The sequence below is a fragment of the Metabacillus sp. GQ13 genome (assembly GCF_059758525.1).
This window is the reverse complement of record NZ_JCAXET010000012.1, coordinates 40819-58993: the sequence shown is the minus strand read 5'-3', so window position 1 is coordinate 58993 and position 18175 is coordinate 40819. Positions and strand designations below refer to the sequence as shown.

Sequence of the window (18175 nt, the reverse complement as noted above, 5' to 3'; positions counted from 1 at the left end):
TTAGACTCTTGGTAAAATAGAGTATGTCGACACATGAAGAGTAATGTATACTTAGAATAGAATATAATGGAAGAATAATAAAGAGGGAATTTCAATGATACTTAAAACCTATGTTTATATCATTCTTACTGATACAGGAACTCTTTTCACAAAGTCAATCAAGAAATATACAAGAGCACCTTATAATCATGCATCGATCTCTTTTAATGCAGAATTAACCGATATGTATAGCTTTGGGAGAAAGCATCCAAACAACCCGCTAATTGGCGGATTTGTAAAGGAAGATATCTTAAAGGGCACATATAGTAAATACCCTGGAACAACCTGTGTCATCTATAAGCTTGAGGTATCAAAACGAGATGTAGAAAAAATGAAACGGGTTCTAAACGTATTTAAAAAAAATCAAAAGAAGTTTTTATATAATCTAATCGGTGTCCTTGGTGTCTCCTTAAATGAGCCAGTTGAATTTAGCAATTCTTACTTTTGTTCGCAGTTTGTTGCTGAAGTATTCCACCGCTCAGGTATTAAGCTATGGGATAAATTGCCGGCTTTAGTTACGCCAGATGATTTTAGAAAAAGCGAACAGATGACATTGGTTTATGAAGGAAAATTAGTAGAATACGAACCTATTAAAAAGAGCTAAGCGCATGGATAACAACTCTATTTACTAAACTCTCTAAAACTCTTACTTCAACCAGAAGCAATTTTATGCAGTTATCTCATTTGCCATCACACTCATTAAAAACTCAGAAGGTAAAAATGCATAAGAAAAATAACCAATTCATTTATCAATTTGATTGGTTATTTTTCTATTGATCTTATTCCATTAGTTTATCGATCTGATAACTTAGAAGCTGCTGTATTTACTTTTATTTCACGTAGAAATTCTTCTCTTTGTTGCTTACGGAAATGCTCTTTTACCATGTAGGCAACGCCTTCTAGGTTGTTCGATCGTGTCACCCAATCAGCTTTTCGCTTCACTTCAAAAGGAGCATTCCACATCGCTACGCCTAAACCTGCGGCCGATATCATTCCCGCATCATCTTCTGCATCACCTATAGCTACTGCTTTTTCCAATGGAATATTTAAATGGTTAACTAAAGCTCGTAACCCATTTTCTTTTGAGACACCATTTCGAACGATTTCTAATTTTTTCGCTTCTATTTTCACATTTATTGCTTCAAATGCATCTTTTATTAATTCCGCAGCTTCTTCCTTTTCATCTTCACTAGAAAAATGAACATCAATTTTTGTTGCTGCGACAGGCTCATCTCGTAGCGAATCCCCAAGCGAATCTACAAACTGTACAGGATAAAACATAGAGTCAGAGGTGTTTAAAATTGACTTACTAAGTAGGTTTGACGAAACTTTTTTTCGATTACCTATCGAAAAACGCTCATGAGTTATCCGAATGTTACAATTGAAATTTTCTAGCACCTGGACAAGATTAAATGTTGTTTCTTCAGATATTCGCTTTTCATATAAAGGCTCATCAAGTTTTTTCGAAATAAAAGCTCCCCCATGTGTCACCAATAATGAATCTAATTTTAACGCTTTTGCAAGCTTTTTCGCAGATTGAAAATGCCTATTTGTTACAAGCGTCACATAAATCCCTTTATTCTTTACATACTCTATCGCTTCTTTCGTTGATGGCTGGAGGCGACCATTTGAACGAAGCAATGTTCCATCAATATTTAATGCTAGTAATTGATAATGTATCACTTTGGTTCCCCCTTCTACTGGTGTCAAAAACCTATTAAGAGGTTATGTCCCTTTCAGAGAAATTAGAACAACACTAGTGACTATATTACATTTGCTTGTCATGTTACGGAGAGGCAAATAGAGGATAAAGGTGTTTCACGTAGTCAGTTTTTTTATAAGCTTTTAGGAAAAAACGATAAAAAAACAGAATGGATTTCTTTCTCCATTCTGTTTAATCTTATGGTACTACTTATGTATATCCGCTACTTATAAACTTCCATACAATTCTTCAAGTGGCTTCATAATAATCTTATTTAATTCAGTTACGACTACGCTAAGGCGTTGCTCGGCAGCCATCAGTTGAGAAATTTTTTCATGTTGTTGAACAAGTTGAACAGACTTTTGTGCATGGTCTATTTCTTCTTGAGTAATTTCTTCACCTGACATTTGCTTTTGTTGAAGGTTTAATTGGATATTACGGAAGTTTTCAAACATTTTGCTTGCTGCTTCATCCGCATTTACTTCGTCGTAAAGCTTCTTTAAAGAGACAAAATCATCACTTTCACGTAATGCTTTCTCTAAATCGTTTGCAACATCATATACGTTATTTGACATATTGATGAGCCCCCTTTCTAGTTTAGACCAATGTAGGCTCTACTTACACTATAACAAACTCTGGGCAAGATTCAAAAAGAAAAGTCTAAGGCTTCCGCTTATCTGTGATAAATATAGGCTGTTTTCACAAAGATTGTTGTTTTCCGTACGAAGTATTAATGTACACGTTTTAAGGATATCTTCGTACTCTTTTCACCCTGATATCCCTTTGGACAATAGCTTTGATTTTAGAATCCAATAGCCGACTTTTATTCATACTAGAGCAACAATCTTTAAAAAAAGAGCCTAAATATAAGACGAGACGGCTATTTTTGTTATTCTTTAACCTTCTGAACAGATGGGCTTATGCATACTAAAAAACATTTTCAAAAGGACTATAAAAACATCACAAGCAGCGCTTGAAACCCACCAATAATACCACCAAGAAGTGCTCCAAGATATGTAATCATCTTAAATTCTCTTCTCGAAATGGAAAGAATCATATCCTCAAGGCGTTCAACTGCAAATGACTCTACTTGTTCTCGAACGACTTCTTCTAATTTTAGTTGTTTTAACATAACGTCTAAATTTGAAATCAGATATCCCGTTGATATTTCAACTATTTTAGGTAGCCATATTTTACTAATTGAGTTTTCATATGTGCTTAAATAAGTAGAGATCGGTGTTGAAAGGAGTTCTTCAATATTTAATTGATCAACAGCCTTTTCAAGAAGCACAGATCCTTTGTCGACCAATTTCCATTTTTGATCTACATCGTCAAGGGTCATTTCTTGAATATTGTTCAACTCTTTAACGATTAATGCACGTATTAAATTTTTCGTTTCTTGGTTACTTAAAAACTTAACTACTTCTGGTTGTACTTTATCAACTAGACTGTCATTTCCTAAGAACATCCCAATTAAATTACCTAACTTCCCTCTTGTAGAAAGGAAATCCTCAATCATTTTCCCTAATCGTTGTTTTCCTTCCTTGCTCTCAAAATAAGTTATTCCCTTTGACGTAATGAGTTGAGCTATTTCAGGAATGGTGTCATTCAAGCTATCCAATAATTCGCTTGGAATGATTTCTTGAAGTGTTTTTCCTTTGTTTTCAATCATCATGACATCATATTTAGTTTGCACGAATTTTTTTAGCTTGAAATCTATTTGTGGTACCGGATCTTCTATTTGAAAATAAGACAATAACTGTAATACTGTCTTGTTAGAGTTAGTCATCTTCCTAACTTGAGTTTCTCCCCAAGTAATAAGTTGCTCCTGAAATTTCAACTGCGTGAATTTCCGTTTAATGCCTTCAACAGTCAACAAATGTTCTACTACCATTTTACCCATCTGATTCGCTAGCTCTTCTCTCCGCTTTGGAATTAACCCTGGTGTAAAAGGGACCCTTTTTCCAAATATATATATTGGTTTATATGGTCGAAAAAGCATCTTAATTGCTAAAGAATTTGTTATACCTCCGATTGCTGCTCCAACTACAATCATAATGATTGCGATCATTATATTATTGTTCATAACCATCTACCTTCCACACTTTTATTCATTTTTATAGAACAAACTCCATGAGTTTCACTGCTATTATATTAAAACCTTTATTTCGCGCTATTACAAACAACGTGTTTCTACACAGATTAATTCCAAAGAATTAACTGGGGCATATTTCGAAAAAGATAACAAAAATAAGCAGGTATCGTCCCCAATCCTTCAAAAAAACATAAGATGCCTTATAGGCTAATTTTTCATAAGCCTTTATAGAACATCTGCCTATGAACATTATAGAGCTTGTCCGTATGGCGATCAAATGAGGGATTTGTCATGATTAACAAGACAATAGAAATTACACCGCTTCTCGGTACTAGGAATCCAATATTATGTAAGATGAGTGAAGGGCTAAGGAAGAATTTAGGTCTCTCCAAACAACTTCATTCTTTGGAGATTTGCTGTGGGATGCATACTGTGCTCTGTCCAATCGTATTTATAAAGAATGAGGATCATCTTAGCTTAGCTTTAACAAAACAAGCTTTTGATGAACTTCACTTACCTTTAAAGCCCTATACCCTTCAAGTGAAATTAGTGAATCAGCAACTGCTTCAGCTTGGGCCAATCATTGGTTTGTTGGCAGATATTAAACATACTGATAATGGAATAAGCTTAGGGTCCATTGAATATTTTTGTGAAGAACTCGCCACCTTTTGTGAGACAAAAGGTATCTTTTTCTATATTTTTTCTTTATCAACCTACGATAACAAACAATTAAGAGGATTCTATTTTCATCAACAGGATTGGCATGAAGCAATTGTCCCATATCCAAATGTTGTCCACAATCGGATCCATTCTAGGAAAAAGGAATACTCTAAAAAATTTCTAGAAGTGACTTCTGATTTAATTAAAAAGAAAATTCCCTATTTTAATGATCGATTTTTAAATAAATGGGAAGTTCATCAGATTTTATCAGAAAGTGAACATTTGATGCCTTATATACCAGAAGCACAATTATTAGAATCAAAATCAAACTTCGAGAATATGCTTAAAGATAAAAAAGATCTTTTCATCAAGCCAATTAATGGAAGTCAGGGTCGTCGGATCTTTCGTGTAATGGAAATGGATGATCAAACATATCACCTTGATTTCACGACATTCTCCGGTGATATCAAAAAAGACTATGACAGCTATAAACAACTATTTTCAGTTCTTTATCCGCGATTAAAAAAAGAAGGCTTTTTATTACAAGAAACGATTAAGCTTAAGAAGTATCAAAATAGAACACTTGATTTTCGGTTTTTATGCCATAAAAAAGATGGTCATACGTGGAGAGTAACTTCCGCAGTTGCTAGAGTTTCTAACGCTAATCAATTTGTAGCCAATTTAGCTAGGGGTGGTGAATTATATTCACTAAAGGTTCTTTTAAATGAGCTTTATAGTAACAAAGAGAGCCTCCATCTACGGAAATTGTTAGCAGAGCTATCTTTGGAGATTGTAAACATAATTTGTCTTCGTGCTGGTGGAGAATTCGGGGAATTTGGCATAGACCTCGCATTAGATGAGGATGGTCACCCTTGGATTATCGAGGTAAATACAAAACCATCAAAAGCAAATGATAGTCAAACTAGTAAAATCCGCCCCTCTGCACGTGCTGTTATAAATTATTGTTTGTTTCTTTCCAAATTTAAGGAGTAGATCGTATCAAGAATGGAGTGACCAAATTGGAGCAAGTAACATTAGGTTTTCTAGTGGTAAATAAAAATCATGAGCATAGTTATCTTACTGAAGTGGCAAAACGTAGTTCCACATATGATATTTTGTGTGTGAGGTTTGAGCCGACATCAATTGACCCTACCACGTTAATGATAAGTGGCGAGAAATTTGACCTCCATTCCCAAGATTGGAAAGAACATCAGTTTCCAATCCCCTCCTTTATTTATGACCGTTGCTTTTACCATCGCAAACAAGTTACAAAAAAAAATAAACCGATAGTAGATTGGTTAAAAAAGAATCCACAGACATCCTTCTTAGGGTTTGGCTTACCTGATAAGTGGGAAATTTATCATTCAATGCAAAAAGATCCTATAATTAGCTGCTATCTTCCCAATACAGAACTCGTACAAGATTCCATTCAAATTCTTAGGAAACTTAAAGTAGATACCCACTGTTTATTAAAACCGATCAATGGCTCGAGAGGTGCAGGAATAATTGCTGTTAATCAAACATCACAATCTATTAAGCTAACGTACCATAAAGGTCGAGATAAAAAGACGAAGGAATTTTATTCATTAAAAGACTTTGAAGAATGGTGCACGAAGTTAATCCAACAACAAACATACCTTCTTCAACCATTACTTCCATTACTAGACACAAATCATTATCCCTTTGATATTCGTTTATTTTTTCAAAAAAATCAAAACGGGAAATGGAATTTAGTTGGGAAAGGTATTCGTAAAGGCTATTATGGTTCCTTCTTATCAAATTTGAATAGCGGTGGCGAGACACTCACATATGAAGAATGGGCCTCAACATTAACTTCAAGGCAAAAAGTATTACTAGAAGATGACCTAAAAACGATTGTTGATCACTTACCGAGCTCATTAGAAAAACAATGTAATCGATTATTTGAAATCGGCGTAGATATCGGCTACGCAAAGGATGGCTCTGTATGGATACTAGATATGAATTCAAAGCCAGGACGGAAAACACTGTTACAAACTCAACCTGAATTATCTGAAAAACTTTACAATGCACCATTAGTCTATTGTAAATACTTAGGAAGCAAGTCAGGTAAAGGAGTCGAAATAAATGAGTAATCTTTATACCATTGATACTTCAACCAATTTTGATGAATCGATCCTCTTGCCTAAATCTCTAATGAAATTTGGCTCTATTGAGTCTGTATCGTTTGGAACTCTTTTGCTTCCATGTAAAGTTTCCTATAAAAAAGAGCTTGATCAAAACATTGTCCTTAATTTAAATCTAGCAAATCAACTTAGACTTTCTAAAAAGAGAAAAACAAACCTGCTCATTCATGAAGGCACATTATACTTAGGACCTTTGATTGGTATTTTCACAGCCGGCTTTACAGAATCAAATCTTCGCCCAATTGGAGAAAGATCTCTATTTTTCGCTAAGTTTCTCTCAATTGACCAATCTATCGGTCTTTTCACCTTTGTGTTTGGTGCCCACCACATTAATTGGGAGGATGGGACAATAGATGGGTATACGTATGGCAGAAATGGTTGGAAACAAGTAAACCTTCCCTTTCCTAACGTGGTATATGATCGTTTACCGAATCGTCGTATCGAAAATCACCATGCATTAAAACTGGTTAAAAAGCGACTGACTGATGAATATTCGATCCCCTGGTATAATCCTGGGTTTTTCAATAAATGGAATGTTCACAAACTTATTATTCATGAACCTAGAGCAGCAAACTACCTCCCTGCAACCCACCATCCTCCCTCAATTAGTAAAATGGAGGAAATGCTTAGTTCCTATCAAAATATCTATCTAAAACCTGCAAATGGCAGTCTAGGGTTAGGAGTTTATCAACTTATGTATTCACGTGAGGATAATCATTATTATTGTAGGTACCGAGATGAAAAGGATATTAACCGTTTACGAAAATACTCATCAATCGAACATTTCTTAAAGTCATCATTTAAAGGGAAGCTACTCTCTAATTATCTAGTCCAACAAGGCATCAAACTTATTCGTTTAGATGGTAATCCAATTGATTTTCGCGTTCACACGAATAAAGATGCTCTCGGGGTTTGGAAGGTTACTGCTATTGCTGCAAAGGTAGCTGGAAAAGGGAGCGTAACCACACATTTAAATAATGGTGGTGCGGTTAAGACGCTAGAAGAAATTTATGATGACCCACAAGAAAGGATAAAGGTTCTCCATCAACTAACCAATGCTTCTATTACCCTTAGTAAAAGTATTGATGATAATATTAAAGGGTTTATCGGTGAAATTGGTTTTGATTTGGGCATTGATCAAAATGGTCATGTATGGATGTTTGAAGCTAATTCCAAGCCAGGCAGATCGATATTTTGTCACCCCGAACTAAAAGAGGCCGATATTCTTTCACGTAAATCATCTCTTGAGTATGGGTTTTTTTTAGCAAAAGAGGCAATTATCAATCCTGAGGACTTATTACATGGAAAAGTTTAACTACTATCCAATAATAGGGATTCTGGTAAGCAAGGGAAAAACAGACGTTACATTCCGGGGAGAAAGCACTGTTTTAAGGTCTATTCAAAAGGAACTATTATCAATTGGTGGATTATCGTTTATTTTCTCTACAGATGATATCAAGGATAATTGCGTGTCTGGATTTATTTATTATGAAACACAGGAAAAATGGGGAAAAGTAGACTTCCCTTTCCCTGATCTTATTTATAACAAAATCTCTACTCGAAAAGAAGAAGTCTTAGAACCCTTCCTAGCCTTAAAAAAAGTATATAAAAACTCTGGTAAGTACTTTTTTAACCCCTGTTTTTTCAATAAATGGGAAACCTATTCAAGTCTCACTAGGTCCGAAAAGCTTGCTCCATACCTACCAGAAACATGGATGTATTCTACTATGAGTGATTTATTATCTAAGCTGACCACTCACCACTCTGTTTATGTAAAGCCTGTAAATGGTCATAAAGGTAAGGGGATTTATAAACTGTCCTTCGATGGCGTTCATTACTTTGTTCAAAGAAAAGACAAGAAGGTAAAGTATTTCTATTCCGATTTTGTGCAATATATTGGAAAGTTATTAAAAAAAAGCCCCTATCTTTTACAGAAGGAGATTGTCACTGATACGATTGATGGCGACTGTAAATATGATTTAAGAATTCTCTGTATGTATAAAGAAGACTCCCATAAAATTTTAGGAATCGGAGTTCGTAAAGCCCTCCCTAACTCGATCATCACACATGTGCCTAATGGCGGTGACATTATTCCTCTTGACCGAATTAAACATAAATACTCGAAAACTCAGCTCAATCAACTAGTAGAGGAAGTTGGGCAAGAACTTTCTAAAACCCTTGGCTTCATTGGTGAATTTTCAATAGATGTGGGAATAGCAACTGATGGTAAACCAGTTATATTTGAGGTCAATTCAAAGCCAATGGTTTTTGATGAAGAAGATATCCAAGCGAATCGAATAGTAGAATTAGCGAGGTTGTTTAAGGAATTAGCGCCACGTGTTGGTTGAAGGAGAAGGATTTTTCAATTTTTCGCCGTATTATACCTAATATAACGAATAAAGGAGCTACTAAATGATGATTACTCATTTTCAATACAAACCATTATTTAATCAAGCAACTTTACCAGGCTGGCGAATTTCCTTTTTCTTTCTAGGAACTCATTATAACGGCATCTATCATAAAAATGGGCAAATCGAATGGGGTGCTATGTCCCCTCCTAAGGATTGTGAAGACGAGATTCATATGCAGATCCATGAATTAATGCTTTTCCATGTATATGAATGATTCAGACTCCTCGAGTACAACCTATATCCATAAGGAGGTTTTGATAATGAAACAAAATACTGAAGGTGTAAAACAAGACCTTAATTATGAAGGTAAGGATAAGGTCTATTTGGATATTGACCGCATGATAAATGAAGGTTTATCAGGTGGATCTGTTCATATGAGGGAAGAACAAACGAATATTGAAGAAGCTAACGATCTAATCAAAGAAGAGCCACCTCATTAGTCTTTCAAATAACCAAAAACGACATTTCGAACGTTGAAATGTCGTTTTTATTTTACGCTTAAAGAGATGAATATTTAGTAACTTAAACCAGCCTTTTTCTATTAAACATTTGACGACTTTAGGAGCATAGAATCAGCGCTTGTTCAGCCCAAACAATGTTAAGGCTTCTGCTTCTGAAAGTTGGACTAGTTTGTGTTGAATCTCGAGCGCTTATCCACAGTACTAGATTTTTATTATGTCTAAACATCCTGGTAAATTTTGCAATATACCCTTTTGAGTTTATATTGTAAAGTATGACCATATATAGAATGGAGAAAATCATTCATGATCTATAGTAGATTTATCGTTTACCAATTCTTCTTATTATCTGCCCTCATTGTTATCAATTTTTATGTTAATAGCTACTTGGGCAAACCGTTTAATCATATTGATTTATTAGCCATTATTATTAGCACACCTTTTTTATCATCAATATCCTTCTTTTAAGTAAAATGTATAAGCAATACAGGATAATTCGATTAAGAATGAGGATTTCACTTTCTGTTACAGCCTTTATTATAGCTATTGTATATTTAGCGATGTTGGATAATATTTGGTTCTCTATAAATGGAAAAGCGTTTTTCTCCTAATGAACTTGCTTTGAAATTTTAATATAGCATGTCTTAATTTCCATAGTCGAATAACTGAAACAATCCACCATCCAGGTGAATATGCTGTCTTATGACGAAAGAATTAAGGTAGGCATAAGTATGGATATTGAACTAAAAGCATTATTTGGATCTTGGGAACAAGCTCTAGGCACCCTTCTTTCTGCCATCAGTTCCACTCCTTCAGAGAAAATAAGTGACACGCTCCAAACCAATCTTTCACTATTAGGGAATGTTATGCAAGCTACAGGAAATGCATTAGTAGCTGATAGTATACAAGGCTTTACTCTGAATAAACGTGGCAACGAGATACAAGCTATAGGGAACTCCACAGTGATTATCGGCCTTTTCATTCCATTAAAAAAGGAAGAAAGTACTACGTTAGATATAAAAGGAAATTTACTTCAAGCATTAGGAAGCATTTTAGCTCTTCCTGATTTACTAAATAATAATAAGGTTTCAATTACTACGCTTTATGGTATTTACGGGGCACTACTTCAAACGATAGGAAACTCCCTCCAATCTTTATCAGGAATGATCGAGTTAAAGGGTAAAAATAGTCAAAACCTTAATTTTGTTGGTAGTTGGATTCAAGCCATTGGCGCTGTTATCCAAGCTCTAATTCAAAGTGAAGCCACATTTTCTAAGACAGAGTCCTGACAAAGTGTCTATATTCGTATTCAGGTATAATCCTTTTCTAACCATCATCATTACTCTCCTTTATAGATAAAATCCCACTCCAAACTTATAGACCTTCTCAGAAAATTTGTCATTAAACAGCACATCTTCTTTCATGCTTGGCATTTCTTATCTATAATAAAGAGAAGAAAGATTGCACTAAAAGGAGCCGTTTAATGTTAGACAATCTAAAACAACACTATAAAGAAGCTATGGTAATGACCTATAATCCGGCCGATACAAGATATGAATGGTTTCAATCTGACGTTGGACAAATCTTTGGTATTCTTAAAAGTTCATTAGTAGAGAATGAGAAAAAATTACTCATTTCATTGTTTCAACAAGTAGTCAAACAAAACGAGGAACATTTACCATTAGCTCAACGTAAATGGTTTGATTATTTATTTACTGAAAAACAAGAACAATCACCACTTACTCCAGAGGATTCGATCCTTAGGTTTTACTATTTTTATCTAAAACAGCCAATTGATGATAAACAAAATTTTGAAGAGGCTGTACAAGGAATCATCAATTCAGATCTTGTTATTTGGTTAAGTTTTTCTCACGGTATTATTATTGAAGAACAACCTTCAACAACACTTGAGGTAGATTCATTGAAGGATTTATGTGATACTTTAACGACTGACTTTTATGTAGAACCCTATTTATATATAGGTCAAATTCAAAAGAATGATCCCGAGCTTAAATACAAGTTTTCCTTAGAACAACGTTGTTTTCAAACCTTACATCGTGCAGCTAATCGGGAAAAAGCATTAACATTTTACGAAGCAATGCCCATACTAATCATGAAATCTCCTGCTAGTATCAGCAAGGATATTCTTTCAAATCAATTAGTAGAAACAATTGATGACAAAGAACTCCTACATACAATTGAAGCCTTTTTACAATCTAATTTAAATGCATCGTCGACAGCTAAACGACTATTCATTCATCGTAATAGTCTTCAGTATCGACTAGAAAAGTTGCTAGAGAAAACCGGTTTAGACATCAGAATGTTTTCGAATGCTGCATTCATTTTCCTAGCGATTATTCTAGTACGTCATAAGGATTAGGATAGCGTTTACAAGTTGCACAAAAGTGCCTAGTTATTTTCGTGCAACTTGTACGTTTACATTCTTAACTATTATCCCTTACAATCAAGTTAAGATAAAACGCTTTCAAATTATGAGGAGGAACAAAAAATGGCAGAGTTAAAATTAGATAATATTTATAAAGTATATGATAATAAAGTAACAGCAGTAGAGGATTTTAATCTTCATATTCAAGATAAAGAGTTTATCGTATTCGTAGGTCCATCTGGTTGTGGTAAATCAACTACACTTCGTATGGTTGCAGGATTAGAAGAAATTTCTAAAGGGGATTTCTACATTGACGGTAAGCGTATGAATGATGTAGCACCAAAAGATCGTGACATCGCAATGGTATTCCAGAACTACGCTCTTTACCCACATATGAATGTATATGATAATATGGCTTTTGGATTAAAGCTTCGTAAATTACCTAAAGATGAAATTGAACGTCGTGTAACAGATGCAGCTAAAATTCTTGGACTTGAAGAGTACCTTCAACGTAAACCAAAAGCATTATCAGGTGGACAACGTCAACGTGTTGCTTTAGGACGTGCTATCGTTCGTGATGCAAAAGTATTCTTAATGGATGAACCTTTATCTAACCTTGATGCTAAGCTTCGTGTACAAATGCGTGCTGAAATCACTAAGTTACACCAACGCTTACAGACAACTACAATTTACGTAACACATGACCAAACTGAAGCAATGACTATGGCAACTCGTATCGTTATCCTTAAAGATGGTCTTATTCAACAAGTTGGTACACCTAAAGAAGTTTATGACAAACCTGATAATGTATTCGTTGGTGGATTCATGGGATCACCTGCGATGAACTTCTTCTCAGGAAAACTTACTGATGGAAAATTCGCTATCGGGAATACTTCAGTAACTGTACCTGAAGGTAAAATGAAATACCTTCGTGAACAAGGCTATGTAAACAAAGATATCCTATTAGGAGTTCGTCCTGAAGATATCCATGATGAGCCAGTATTCATTGAAGCTTCACAAGGTACGAAAATTGATGCTACAATCGAAGTTGCTGAATTGATGGGTGCAGAAACAATGCTTTACTCAGAAATTGATGGTCAAACATTTGTAGCACGTGTTGATTCACGTACTGACATCAAACCTGGCCAAGCACTTGGCTTAGCGTTTGACATGAACAAGTCTCATTTCTTTGATACTGAAACAGATCTAAGAATCCACCCAGTTGGTGAATAATTATTAATATTAGCACAACTAAATTCTTATATTATGAAACAAGCCCGCGTTCTTTTATGAACCGGGCTTGTTTCATGTTATTCCTTGATGGCGTTGATCTCTACATGTCCACATGACTGGCAATGAAAATAATGCATGCATTGATGTCCCTCTAATGATTCATTATTACCGTCAAAAAGCTTCATTATATCGATATCCATATATGCACTATAGTCATCTAGGTAGTCTGTAAGCTTCCCATTATCCTCTAACACTGATTGGCAATTAGGGCATTGTACCGTCCGTATCTCTAGTCCATTACATAAAGGACATAAATCCATTGCTCCATCCCCTTTAAAAACTAACCTATCACTATGTTTTCTCAACCACTATTGATTTATGTAAAGCTTACCGCAAACTACTGAAGTTTATTTCCGAGGATCTTTTCTAAAACCAGAAAAAATTACCACTTCATACATTGCATATGTACAATAAAAACATCCATAATACTTATTAACAACGGCAAAACGTTGTATCAATAACTCGCACTTAATTAATGGGTTACGCCGAGTAAGGCTATGAACAAATCATATGTTTGGTGCAAATCCAACTAACCCAACCAATCAAAACTATTATGAGGAGATGAATCAACATGGCAAACAGTTCGTCTAACCAATTAGTAGTACCAGGTGCATCTCAAGCGATTGATCAAATGAAATTAGAAATCGCTTCTGAATTTGGAGTAAACCTAGGTGCTGAAACTACTTCACGTGCTAATGGTTCTGTGGGTGGAGAAATTACTAAGCGTTTAGTTTCTATGGCTCAACAATCCATGGGTAGCTTTTCTCAACAATAATAATTAAATATATTGGCTAAAGAGGCTGACATTCCTGTCAGCCTCTTTGTAGTTAACTAATGCTCTTTTCAAAGGATACGGACAAAGCATAAAACGAAAAGAGCACGACATTGATCTAGATAGCTAAGTTTTGCGAAAACAGCCTTACCTTAAGATCTATTTGAAAGTAAAAGGTGTATCAAACAAGCTGGTCGAACCATATACTATTTAAACGAATAAATCAATTACCTAGGCTCAACATTTTTACGAAAACAGCCATTATTTATGTTCGTTTGAAACTAAAAAGGGGCGATCGTTATGTTTGATGCTATTGATTGGAAGCTCGTTGGCTTTGTTGGCTATACTTTGTTCCATGAATACGTGGTTTATATACGGTTTCCACAGATGTACTATTGGGAAGAACAAAAGCGCAAGCTCTAAATCGATCACTTAAGTTGCCTACTTTTGTATCCTCTATTACCATTTCTTTTTTACATGTCTATTCTCTCTATATAAAGTCATTTACCTTAAAGAATTGTGAGTGTAGTGTTTGAGAAATTGCCTTTTCTTTCTTCAAATTCGCCATTATTGTTGATTTTTCCCTTTTACAAGCTTATTGACTAAGCATTCAATAATAACGAATATCCCACAATCATTTAAACACACTTCTCTCATTAAAAAAGGTCTTAGACTAATGTCTGAGACCTTTAATCCTTATTCTTCTTCAATCAAAACAGCTGTCCCATATGCGATGATTTCAGACGCATTTTGCATGACAGCTGAAGACTGTATCCTCATACAAACAATCGCATTTGCACCCTTCCCCTTGGCATCTTCGACCATTCTCCCAATCGCCTTTTGTCTTGCCTCTTCCATCATTTCTGTATATTCCTTGATCTCCCCACCGACAATTGTCTTTAACCCCGCCATTAAATCTCTTCCTATATGTTTCGATTGAACTGTACTACCTTTTACAAATCCCTTGTACTCCTTTGACTCTCTACCTGGTACTGAATCAGTAGTCACGATAATCATTCTTCTCATCCTCTCTCTTCTCATCAATCCTAGATTTTATAAATGTAATAAGTAATACAAGTAACGAGAAAAAATAAAGAACAAAAAAGATCAGCGCAATTTTTATTTTAATAAACAAGAAGATAATTCCGATAATCTGAGTGAAGACTGCAGTAATCATACTTATGTACTTTACCTTATCCATCTCCAACTTCCTTTCTTGTTCCCTATCTTTACTATATCTCCTTTAGTAAAAAAGATGAATATTTTTTCTTGATTTTCTTTTTTTAAATGAATAAACATCGGGTTTTATTGCTAGCACCACTTCAAGTAGAGATAGTAATTGACTTTCAAAGACTAATAAATAATTAGTGACTATTTAACTATTTTTACATCAACATGTTTTTCAATTGTGGTAAAGAGGTATGTAAAGAATAACTTAAAACAATCATTCGATAATTGGAGGTAAAACGATGACTAATAAATTATTGACAATTAACCTACGTATTTCAAAGCAATTAAGAATTGATCAAATATTAAAAATAAATCAAGTAGCAAAATCATATGAAGGGAAAATTTACCTTCTTACTAAAAATAAGAATGTTGTTGATTCTGCAAAATTCTCTAAATTAATTACATATTTATTAACAGTAAACACAGGACAGGCTTTAAATTTACTAATTGATGGTCCTTTTCCGAAACAACAATTAGAAAAAATTGAAGAAATCACTTCACCAACAGCAATTAAGAAACGTGAACTTGGATTACATCCTGCTATGAAAGTTAAGCTTTAATTAGATTAATATATAAATGAGTGATCTTCAGGGAGGTGTTACCATGGTACGAACAATACTATTAATTGTAGGAGCAATCGTTGTCATATCTTTTTTAGTTAATTTGATTTTTTAATCAGGCACTTTTCTAAATTGAAGCTATCTCCAAAGGGGTATTAGAGGCATTTAGCGAAAAGAGCACGAAGATATAGTTAAAACGTGTACATTAGTACGTTGTACGGAAAACAACAATTTTTCCGAAAACAGCCTTTAATTATTTCCGAATAAAAAAAATACTTGAATTCAGATTAGAAGATGATTTTATAGGGTATTAAATAACATCAAAGCTTTTGAAGGGATGATGAAAATGCAAACATTTCAACACTTAGTAGTAGCTTTTGATGAAACTGAGGATAGTAAAGAGGCGCTTAAGTTAGGAATTGATATGTCGCAACAGTTACACTCAGAAATTTCAGTTGTTCACATTCAAAAAGATGGTCCATTTAAAGAAGATTCAGCTACCGAAAACCTGGTATTAATAAGCCCTACTAGTAGTCATCCTACAGATGAAGTGAGAAATTATCCAATTGTACCTGAACCTAGAAATGTAATAGATGGAACAGAACATGATAAAAAAACGATGGCATTAAAAAGTGAAGCTAGACGAATATTAGATCTAAATAATGTAAAAGGTAACGTGAATATTTTATACGGCGAACCCTCTGAAGCAATTGTTTCTTATGCAACAGATCATCATGCTGATCTCATTATCGTAGGTAGTCGCAATATGAACGGCTTAAAACGGTTAATATTTGGTAGTGTTAGTGAAAAAGTCTCGCAACGATCCAATATCCCTGTTTTAATCGCAAAATAACCTTTTAAAAAAAGTAGACAGTATAAATTGTCTACTTTTTTTATATCTAAACAGAAAAACCATTCAATTTATCAAATACTAGTCGATATACCTAGTAGATAGTAAATTCTAAACAAGGGGATTAATGAATGGGTATTCTTTCTTTTAAAAAGGAAAAAAAACAACCAGCAGCACCGAAGGATCTTTTAAATCAGATTGTCTTAAAGGTCGATGAACCTTCACTAAAAAAGCAAATTCAAATGATTGGTCTTACAACCGATGATTTACTGTTATCGCTTAAACTTCAACCTTATATAGAGGCTAATATCGAGGAAATCGTGAATGCATTTTACGCTTCCTTTGAATCAGACTTGGGACTAATAGATATTATTAACACATATAGCTCTGTAGATCGTTTAAAATCAACCTTAAAAAAACATACGTTAAGCATGTTTGATGGAAGCTTTACTCCTGAAGACGTTAGTCGTATTAGAAGAATCGCTCATATCCATGTAAAAATAGGACTAGAAGCTAACTGGTATATGGCAGCATTTCAACCACTTTTAGCGTCAGTTATTCAAACTGTAGAGCCACATCTCCAAACAAAGCATGAGCTATTAAAAGTAATCCATAGTTTAACAAAACTTTTCAACCTAGAACAGCAAATTGTCATTGCAGCCTATGAAACTGAATATGCACAAGTACGAGCAGCCATTGAACGAGAGAAGGATCAGACCCGAGCTGAAGTAAATCAATTAGCCATACAATTAGCGAACGCAAGTGAAGATACCAATGCGTTTGTTCAAGAAATACTGGCTCACTCAAAGGAAATTGCATCATACTCTATCGATCACCTAGAAGTTGCATCAACAGCAGAAAGCCAAGCCACTAGTGGTAAAGTTGATCTTGAAAAACAAAATGAGTTAATGAACTTTATTGAAACAAGTACTGTCGAAATTTTAAAACAAATGGAATCATTGGAACAAACATCAGAAAAAATTAATCATGTTGTCTCAATCGTTACCTCTATAGCTGAACAAACGAATTTATTAGCTTTAAATGCAGCCATTGAATCAGCTAGAGCTGGTGAGTACGGTAAGGGATTTGCAGTTGTTGCAAGTGAAGTTCGTAAACTTGCTGAGGAAACAAAAAATTCAGTCCAAGGTGTATCTAGTTTAATTTTGAATATTCATAGCCAAATTGATAGTATGTCTACCGCAATTAGCAATGTAGCTGAATTAACGACTAAAGGCACAACACAAATGAGTGATATGAATTCATTTTTTGATACGATTCTAGAATTCATGAATAATAACAAACAGCAAAGTGAAAAAGCAAAATCTGATTTGATGAACTTTACAAATGTTATTAATGATGTCTCTAAAGCAATTACTCAAATTGCAGAAACATCAGATAGCTTAAAGGATATCGCTGAAACAATGTAATAAATTCCAATACCTTTGTATTTGTATTACCAAATACAACAAGTGAAGACTGACTATGGTCTCTACTTGTTGTATTTTTCTATGACTTTATCACTTGATGGATATACTATTGACTTCCCTCTTTTCG

Annotated in this window: 21 protein-coding genes; 15 read left to right on the top strand and 6 right to left on the bottom strand. The window is 34.4% G+C overall.

Features of this window, described 5'->3' with window-relative positions; genetic code table 11:
- Positions 1-94 precede the first annotated feature (94 nt).
- Entirely contained in the window at positions 95-643 is a 549-nt protein-coding gene (locus AC6CHR_RS15720; RefSeq protein ID WP_498249946.1) for a hypothetical protein, read from the top strand.
- A gap of 188 nt (positions 644-831) precedes the next feature.
- Here AC6CHR_RS15720 and AC6CHR_RS15715 read toward each other — a convergent pair whose 3' ends face one another.
- The 3 genes from AC6CHR_RS15715 to AC6CHR_RS15705 all read right to left on the bottom strand — a co-directional run bounded on the left by AC6CHR_RS15715 (position 832) and on the right by AC6CHR_RS15705 (position 3812).
- A complete protein-coding gene (locus AC6CHR_RS15715; protein ID WP_498250055.1) occupies positions 832-1719 on the bottom strand; it encodes a Cof-type HAD-IIB family hydrolase in 888 nt (295 codons plus the stop codon).
- A gap of 249 nt (positions 1720-1968) precedes the next feature.
- On the bottom strand, positions 1969-2316 hold the full coding sequence (locus tag AC6CHR_RS15710) for a YlbF/YmcA family competence regulator (RefSeq protein WP_498249945.1): 348 nt from the start codon (positions 2314-2316) through the stop codon (positions 1969-1971).
- A gap of 374 nt (positions 2317-2690) precedes the next feature.
- Positions 2691-3812, bottom strand: coding sequence for a DUF445 domain-containing protein (locus AC6CHR_RS15705; RefSeq protein WP_498250054.1), 1122 nt, complete (start codon positions 3810-3812; stop codon positions 2691-2693).
- A 315-nt stretch (positions 3813-4127) separates the two neighbouring features.
- On the opposite strand from AC6CHR_RS15705, the gene AC6CHR_RS15700 reads away from it, so the two are divergent.
- From AC6CHR_RS15700 to AC6CHR_RS15660, 9 genes are all read left to right on the top strand, one after another.
- Complete coding sequence (locus tag AC6CHR_RS15700) at positions 4128-5489, top strand: YheC/YheD family endospore coat-associated protein (RefSeq protein ID WP_498249944.1); 1362 nt, start codon at positions 4128-4130, stop codon at positions 5487-5489.
- Between the two features lie 26 nt (positions 5490-5515).
- On the top strand, positions 5516-6610 hold the full coding sequence (locus AC6CHR_RS15695; RefSeq protein WP_498249943.1) for a YheC/YheD family endospore coat-associated protein: 1095 nt from the start codon (positions 5516-5518) through the stop codon (positions 6608-6610).
- On the top strand, positions 6603-7976 hold the full coding sequence (locus AC6CHR_RS15690; protein WP_498249942.1) for a YheC/YheD family endospore coat-associated protein: 1374 nt from the start codon (positions 6603-6605) through the stop codon (positions 7974-7976). The genes AC6CHR_RS15695 and AC6CHR_RS15690 overlap by 8 nt, the downstream gene beginning before the upstream one ends.
- Positions 7963-9009: a YheC/YheD family endospore coat-associated protein gene (locus tag AC6CHR_RS15685; RefSeq protein ID WP_498249941.1), complete on the top strand. Its 1047-nt coding sequence runs from the start codon at positions 7963-7965 to the stop codon at positions 9007-9009. Before AC6CHR_RS15690 ends, AC6CHR_RS15685 begins: the two co-directional genes overlap by 14 nt.
- Before the next feature lie 67 nt (positions 9010-9076).
- Positions 9077-9286, top strand: a complete 210-nt coding sequence (locus tag AC6CHR_RS15680; RefSeq protein ID WP_498249940.1) for a YheE family protein — start codon at positions 9077-9079, stop codon at positions 9284-9286.
- 46 nt (positions 9287-9332) lie between these two features.
- A complete protein-coding gene (locus tag AC6CHR_RS15675; protein ID WP_498249939.1) occupies positions 9333-9512 on the top strand; it encodes a hypothetical protein in 180 nt (59 codons plus the stop codon).
- Positions 9513-10261: 749 nt separating this feature from the next.
- Positions 10262-10819 (top strand): DUF6944 family repetitive protein, encoded by a 558-nt coding sequence (locus tag AC6CHR_RS15670; protein ID WP_498249938.1) that lies wholly within the window; start codon positions 10262-10264, stop codon positions 10817-10819.
- 194 nt (positions 10820-11013) lie between these two features.
- Positions 11014-11910: a PucR family transcriptional regulator gene (locus AC6CHR_RS15665; protein WP_498249937.1), complete on the top strand. Its 897-nt coding sequence runs from the start codon at positions 11014-11016 to the stop codon at positions 11908-11910.
- Positions 11911-12039: 129 nt separating this feature from the next.
- On the top strand, positions 12040-13149 hold the full coding sequence (locus tag AC6CHR_RS15660; RefSeq protein WP_498249936.1) for an ABC transporter ATP-binding protein: 1110 nt from the start codon (positions 12040-12042) through the stop codon (positions 13147-13149).
- A gap of 77 nt (positions 13150-13226) precedes the next feature.
- Here the strand turns inward: AC6CHR_RS15660 and AC6CHR_RS15655 are convergent, their stop codons facing one another.
- A complete protein-coding gene (locus tag AC6CHR_RS15655) occupies positions 13227-13469 on the bottom strand; it encodes a hypothetical protein (protein ID WP_498249935.1) in 243 nt (80 codons plus the stop codon).
- Positions 13470-13780: 311 nt separating this feature from the next.
- Between AC6CHR_RS15655 and AC6CHR_RS15650 the strand changes: the two genes are divergently transcribed.
- Together AC6CHR_RS15650 and AC6CHR_RS15645 are read left to right on the top strand one after the other, a co-directional pair.
- A complete protein-coding gene (locus tag AC6CHR_RS15650; RefSeq protein ID WP_498249934.1) occupies positions 13781-13984 on the top strand; it encodes an alpha/beta-type small acid-soluble spore protein in 204 nt (67 codons plus the stop codon).
- Between the two features lie 297 nt (positions 13985-14281).
- The gene (locus tag AC6CHR_RS15645) at positions 14282-14404 is read left to right on the top strand and encodes a hypothetical protein (protein WP_498249933.1); all 123 of its coding nucleotides are present in this window, start codon (positions 14282-14284) and stop codon (positions 14402-14404) included.
- Between the two features lie 273 nt (positions 14405-14677).
- Here the strand turns inward: AC6CHR_RS15645 and AC6CHR_RS15640 are convergent, their stop codons facing one another.
- Together AC6CHR_RS15640 and AC6CHR_RS15635 are read right to left on the bottom strand one after the other, a co-directional pair.
- Positions 14678-14998, bottom strand: a complete 321-nt coding sequence (locus tag AC6CHR_RS15640; RefSeq protein ID WP_498249932.1) for a YbjQ family protein — start codon at positions 14996-14998, stop codon at positions 14678-14680.
- Complete coding sequence (locus AC6CHR_RS15635) at positions 14979-15182, bottom strand: hypothetical protein (RefSeq protein WP_498249931.1); 204 nt, start codon at positions 15180-15182, stop codon at positions 14979-14981. The genes AC6CHR_RS15640 and AC6CHR_RS15635 overlap by 20 nt, the downstream gene beginning before the upstream one ends.
- Before the next feature lie 268 nt (positions 15183-15450).
- Between AC6CHR_RS15635 and AC6CHR_RS15630 the strand changes: the two genes are divergently transcribed.
- From AC6CHR_RS15630 to AC6CHR_RS15620, 3 genes are all read left to right on the top strand, one after another.
- Entirely contained in the window at positions 15451-15771 is a 321-nt protein-coding gene (locus AC6CHR_RS15630; protein WP_498249930.1) for a hypothetical protein, read from the top strand.
- Between the two features lie 346 nt (positions 15772-16117).
- Positions 16118-16624 carry a universal stress protein gene (locus AC6CHR_RS15625; RefSeq protein ID WP_498249929.1) on the top strand — a complete coding sequence of 169 codons (507 nt, stop codon included), beginning with the start codon at positions 16118-16120 and terminating at the stop codon, positions 16622-16624.
- 128 nt (positions 16625-16752) lie between these two features.
- Positions 16753-18048 carry a protoglobin domain-containing protein gene (locus tag AC6CHR_RS15620; protein WP_498249928.1) on the top strand — a complete coding sequence of 432 codons (1296 nt, stop codon included), beginning with the start codon at positions 16753-16755 and terminating at the stop codon, positions 18046-18048.
- Positions 18049-18175: the final 127 nt, after the last annotated feature.

What these genes read in the sequence shown, in the direction of transcription:
- AC6CHR_RS15720 (WP_498249946.1), top strand. Translation starts at nt 95, where the DNA reads ATGATACTTAAAACCTATGTTTATATCATTCTTACTGATACAGGAACT.
- AC6CHR_RS15710 (WP_498249945.1), bottom strand. Translation starts at nt 2,316, where the DNA reads ATGTCAAATAACGTATATGATGTTGCAAACGATTTAGAGAAAGCATTA.
- AC6CHR_RS15705 (WP_498250054.1), bottom strand. Translation starts at nt 3,812, where the DNA reads ATGATCGCAATCATTATGATTGTAGTTGGAGCAGCAATCGGAGGTATA.
- AC6CHR_RS15700 (WP_498249944.1), top strand. Translation starts at nt 4,128, where the DNA reads ATGATTAACAAGACAATAGAAATTACACCGCTTCTCGGTACTAGGAAT.
- AC6CHR_RS15690 (WP_498249942.1), top strand. Translation starts at nt 6,603, where the DNA reads ATGAGTAATCTTTATACCATTGATACTTCAACCAATTTTGATGAATCG.
- AC6CHR_RS15685 (WP_498249941.1), top strand. Translation starts at nt 7,963, where the DNA reads ATGGAAAAGTTTAACTACTATCCAATAATAGGGATTCTGGTAAGCAAG.
- AC6CHR_RS15680 (WP_498249940.1), top strand. Translation starts at nt 9,077, where the DNA reads ATGATTACTCATTTTCAATACAAACCATTATTTAATCAAGCAACTTTA.
- AC6CHR_RS15675 (WP_498249939.1), top strand. Translation starts at nt 9,333, where the DNA reads ATGAAACAAAATACTGAAGGTGTAAAACAAGACCTTAATTATGAAGGT.
- AC6CHR_RS15670 (WP_498249938.1), top strand. Translation starts at nt 10,262, where the DNA reads ATGGATATTGAACTAAAAGCATTATTTGGATCTTGGGAACAAGCTCTA.
- AC6CHR_RS15665 (WP_498249937.1), top strand. Translation starts at nt 11,014, where the DNA reads ATGTTAGACAATCTAAAACAACACTATAAAGAAGCTATGGTAATGACC.
- AC6CHR_RS15660 (WP_498249936.1), top strand. Translation starts at nt 12,040, where the DNA reads ATGGCAGAGTTAAAATTAGATAATATTTATAAAGTATATGATAATAAA.
- AC6CHR_RS15655 (WP_498249935.1), bottom strand. Translation starts at nt 13,469, where the DNA reads ATGGATTTATGTCCTTTATGTAATGGACTAGAGATACGGACGGTACAA.
- AC6CHR_RS15650 (WP_498249934.1), top strand. Translation starts at nt 13,781, where the DNA reads ATGGCAAACAGTTCGTCTAACCAATTAGTAGTACCAGGTGCATCTCAA.
- AC6CHR_RS15645 (WP_498249933.1), top strand. Translation starts at nt 14,282, where the DNA reads ATGTTTGATGCTATTGATTGGAAGCTCGTTGGCTTTGTTGGCTATACT.
- AC6CHR_RS15640 (WP_498249932.1), bottom strand. Translation starts at nt 14,998, where the DNA reads ATGATTATCGTGACTACTGATTCAGTACCAGGTAGAGAGTCAAAGGAG.
- AC6CHR_RS15635 (WP_498249931.1), bottom strand. Translation starts at nt 15,182, where the DNA reads ATGGATAAGGTAAAGTACATAAGTATGATTACTGCAGTCTTCACTCAG.
- AC6CHR_RS15630 (WP_498249930.1), top strand. Translation starts at nt 15,451, where the DNA reads ATGACTAATAAATTATTGACAATTAACCTACGTATTTCAAAGCAATTA.
- AC6CHR_RS15625 (WP_498249929.1), top strand. Translation starts at nt 16,118, where the DNA reads ATGCAAACATTTCAACACTTAGTAGTAGCTTTTGATGAAACTGAGGAT.
- AC6CHR_RS15620 (WP_498249928.1), top strand. Translation starts at nt 16,753, where the DNA reads ATGGGTATTCTTTCTTTTAAAAAGGAAAAAAAACAACCAGCAGCACCG.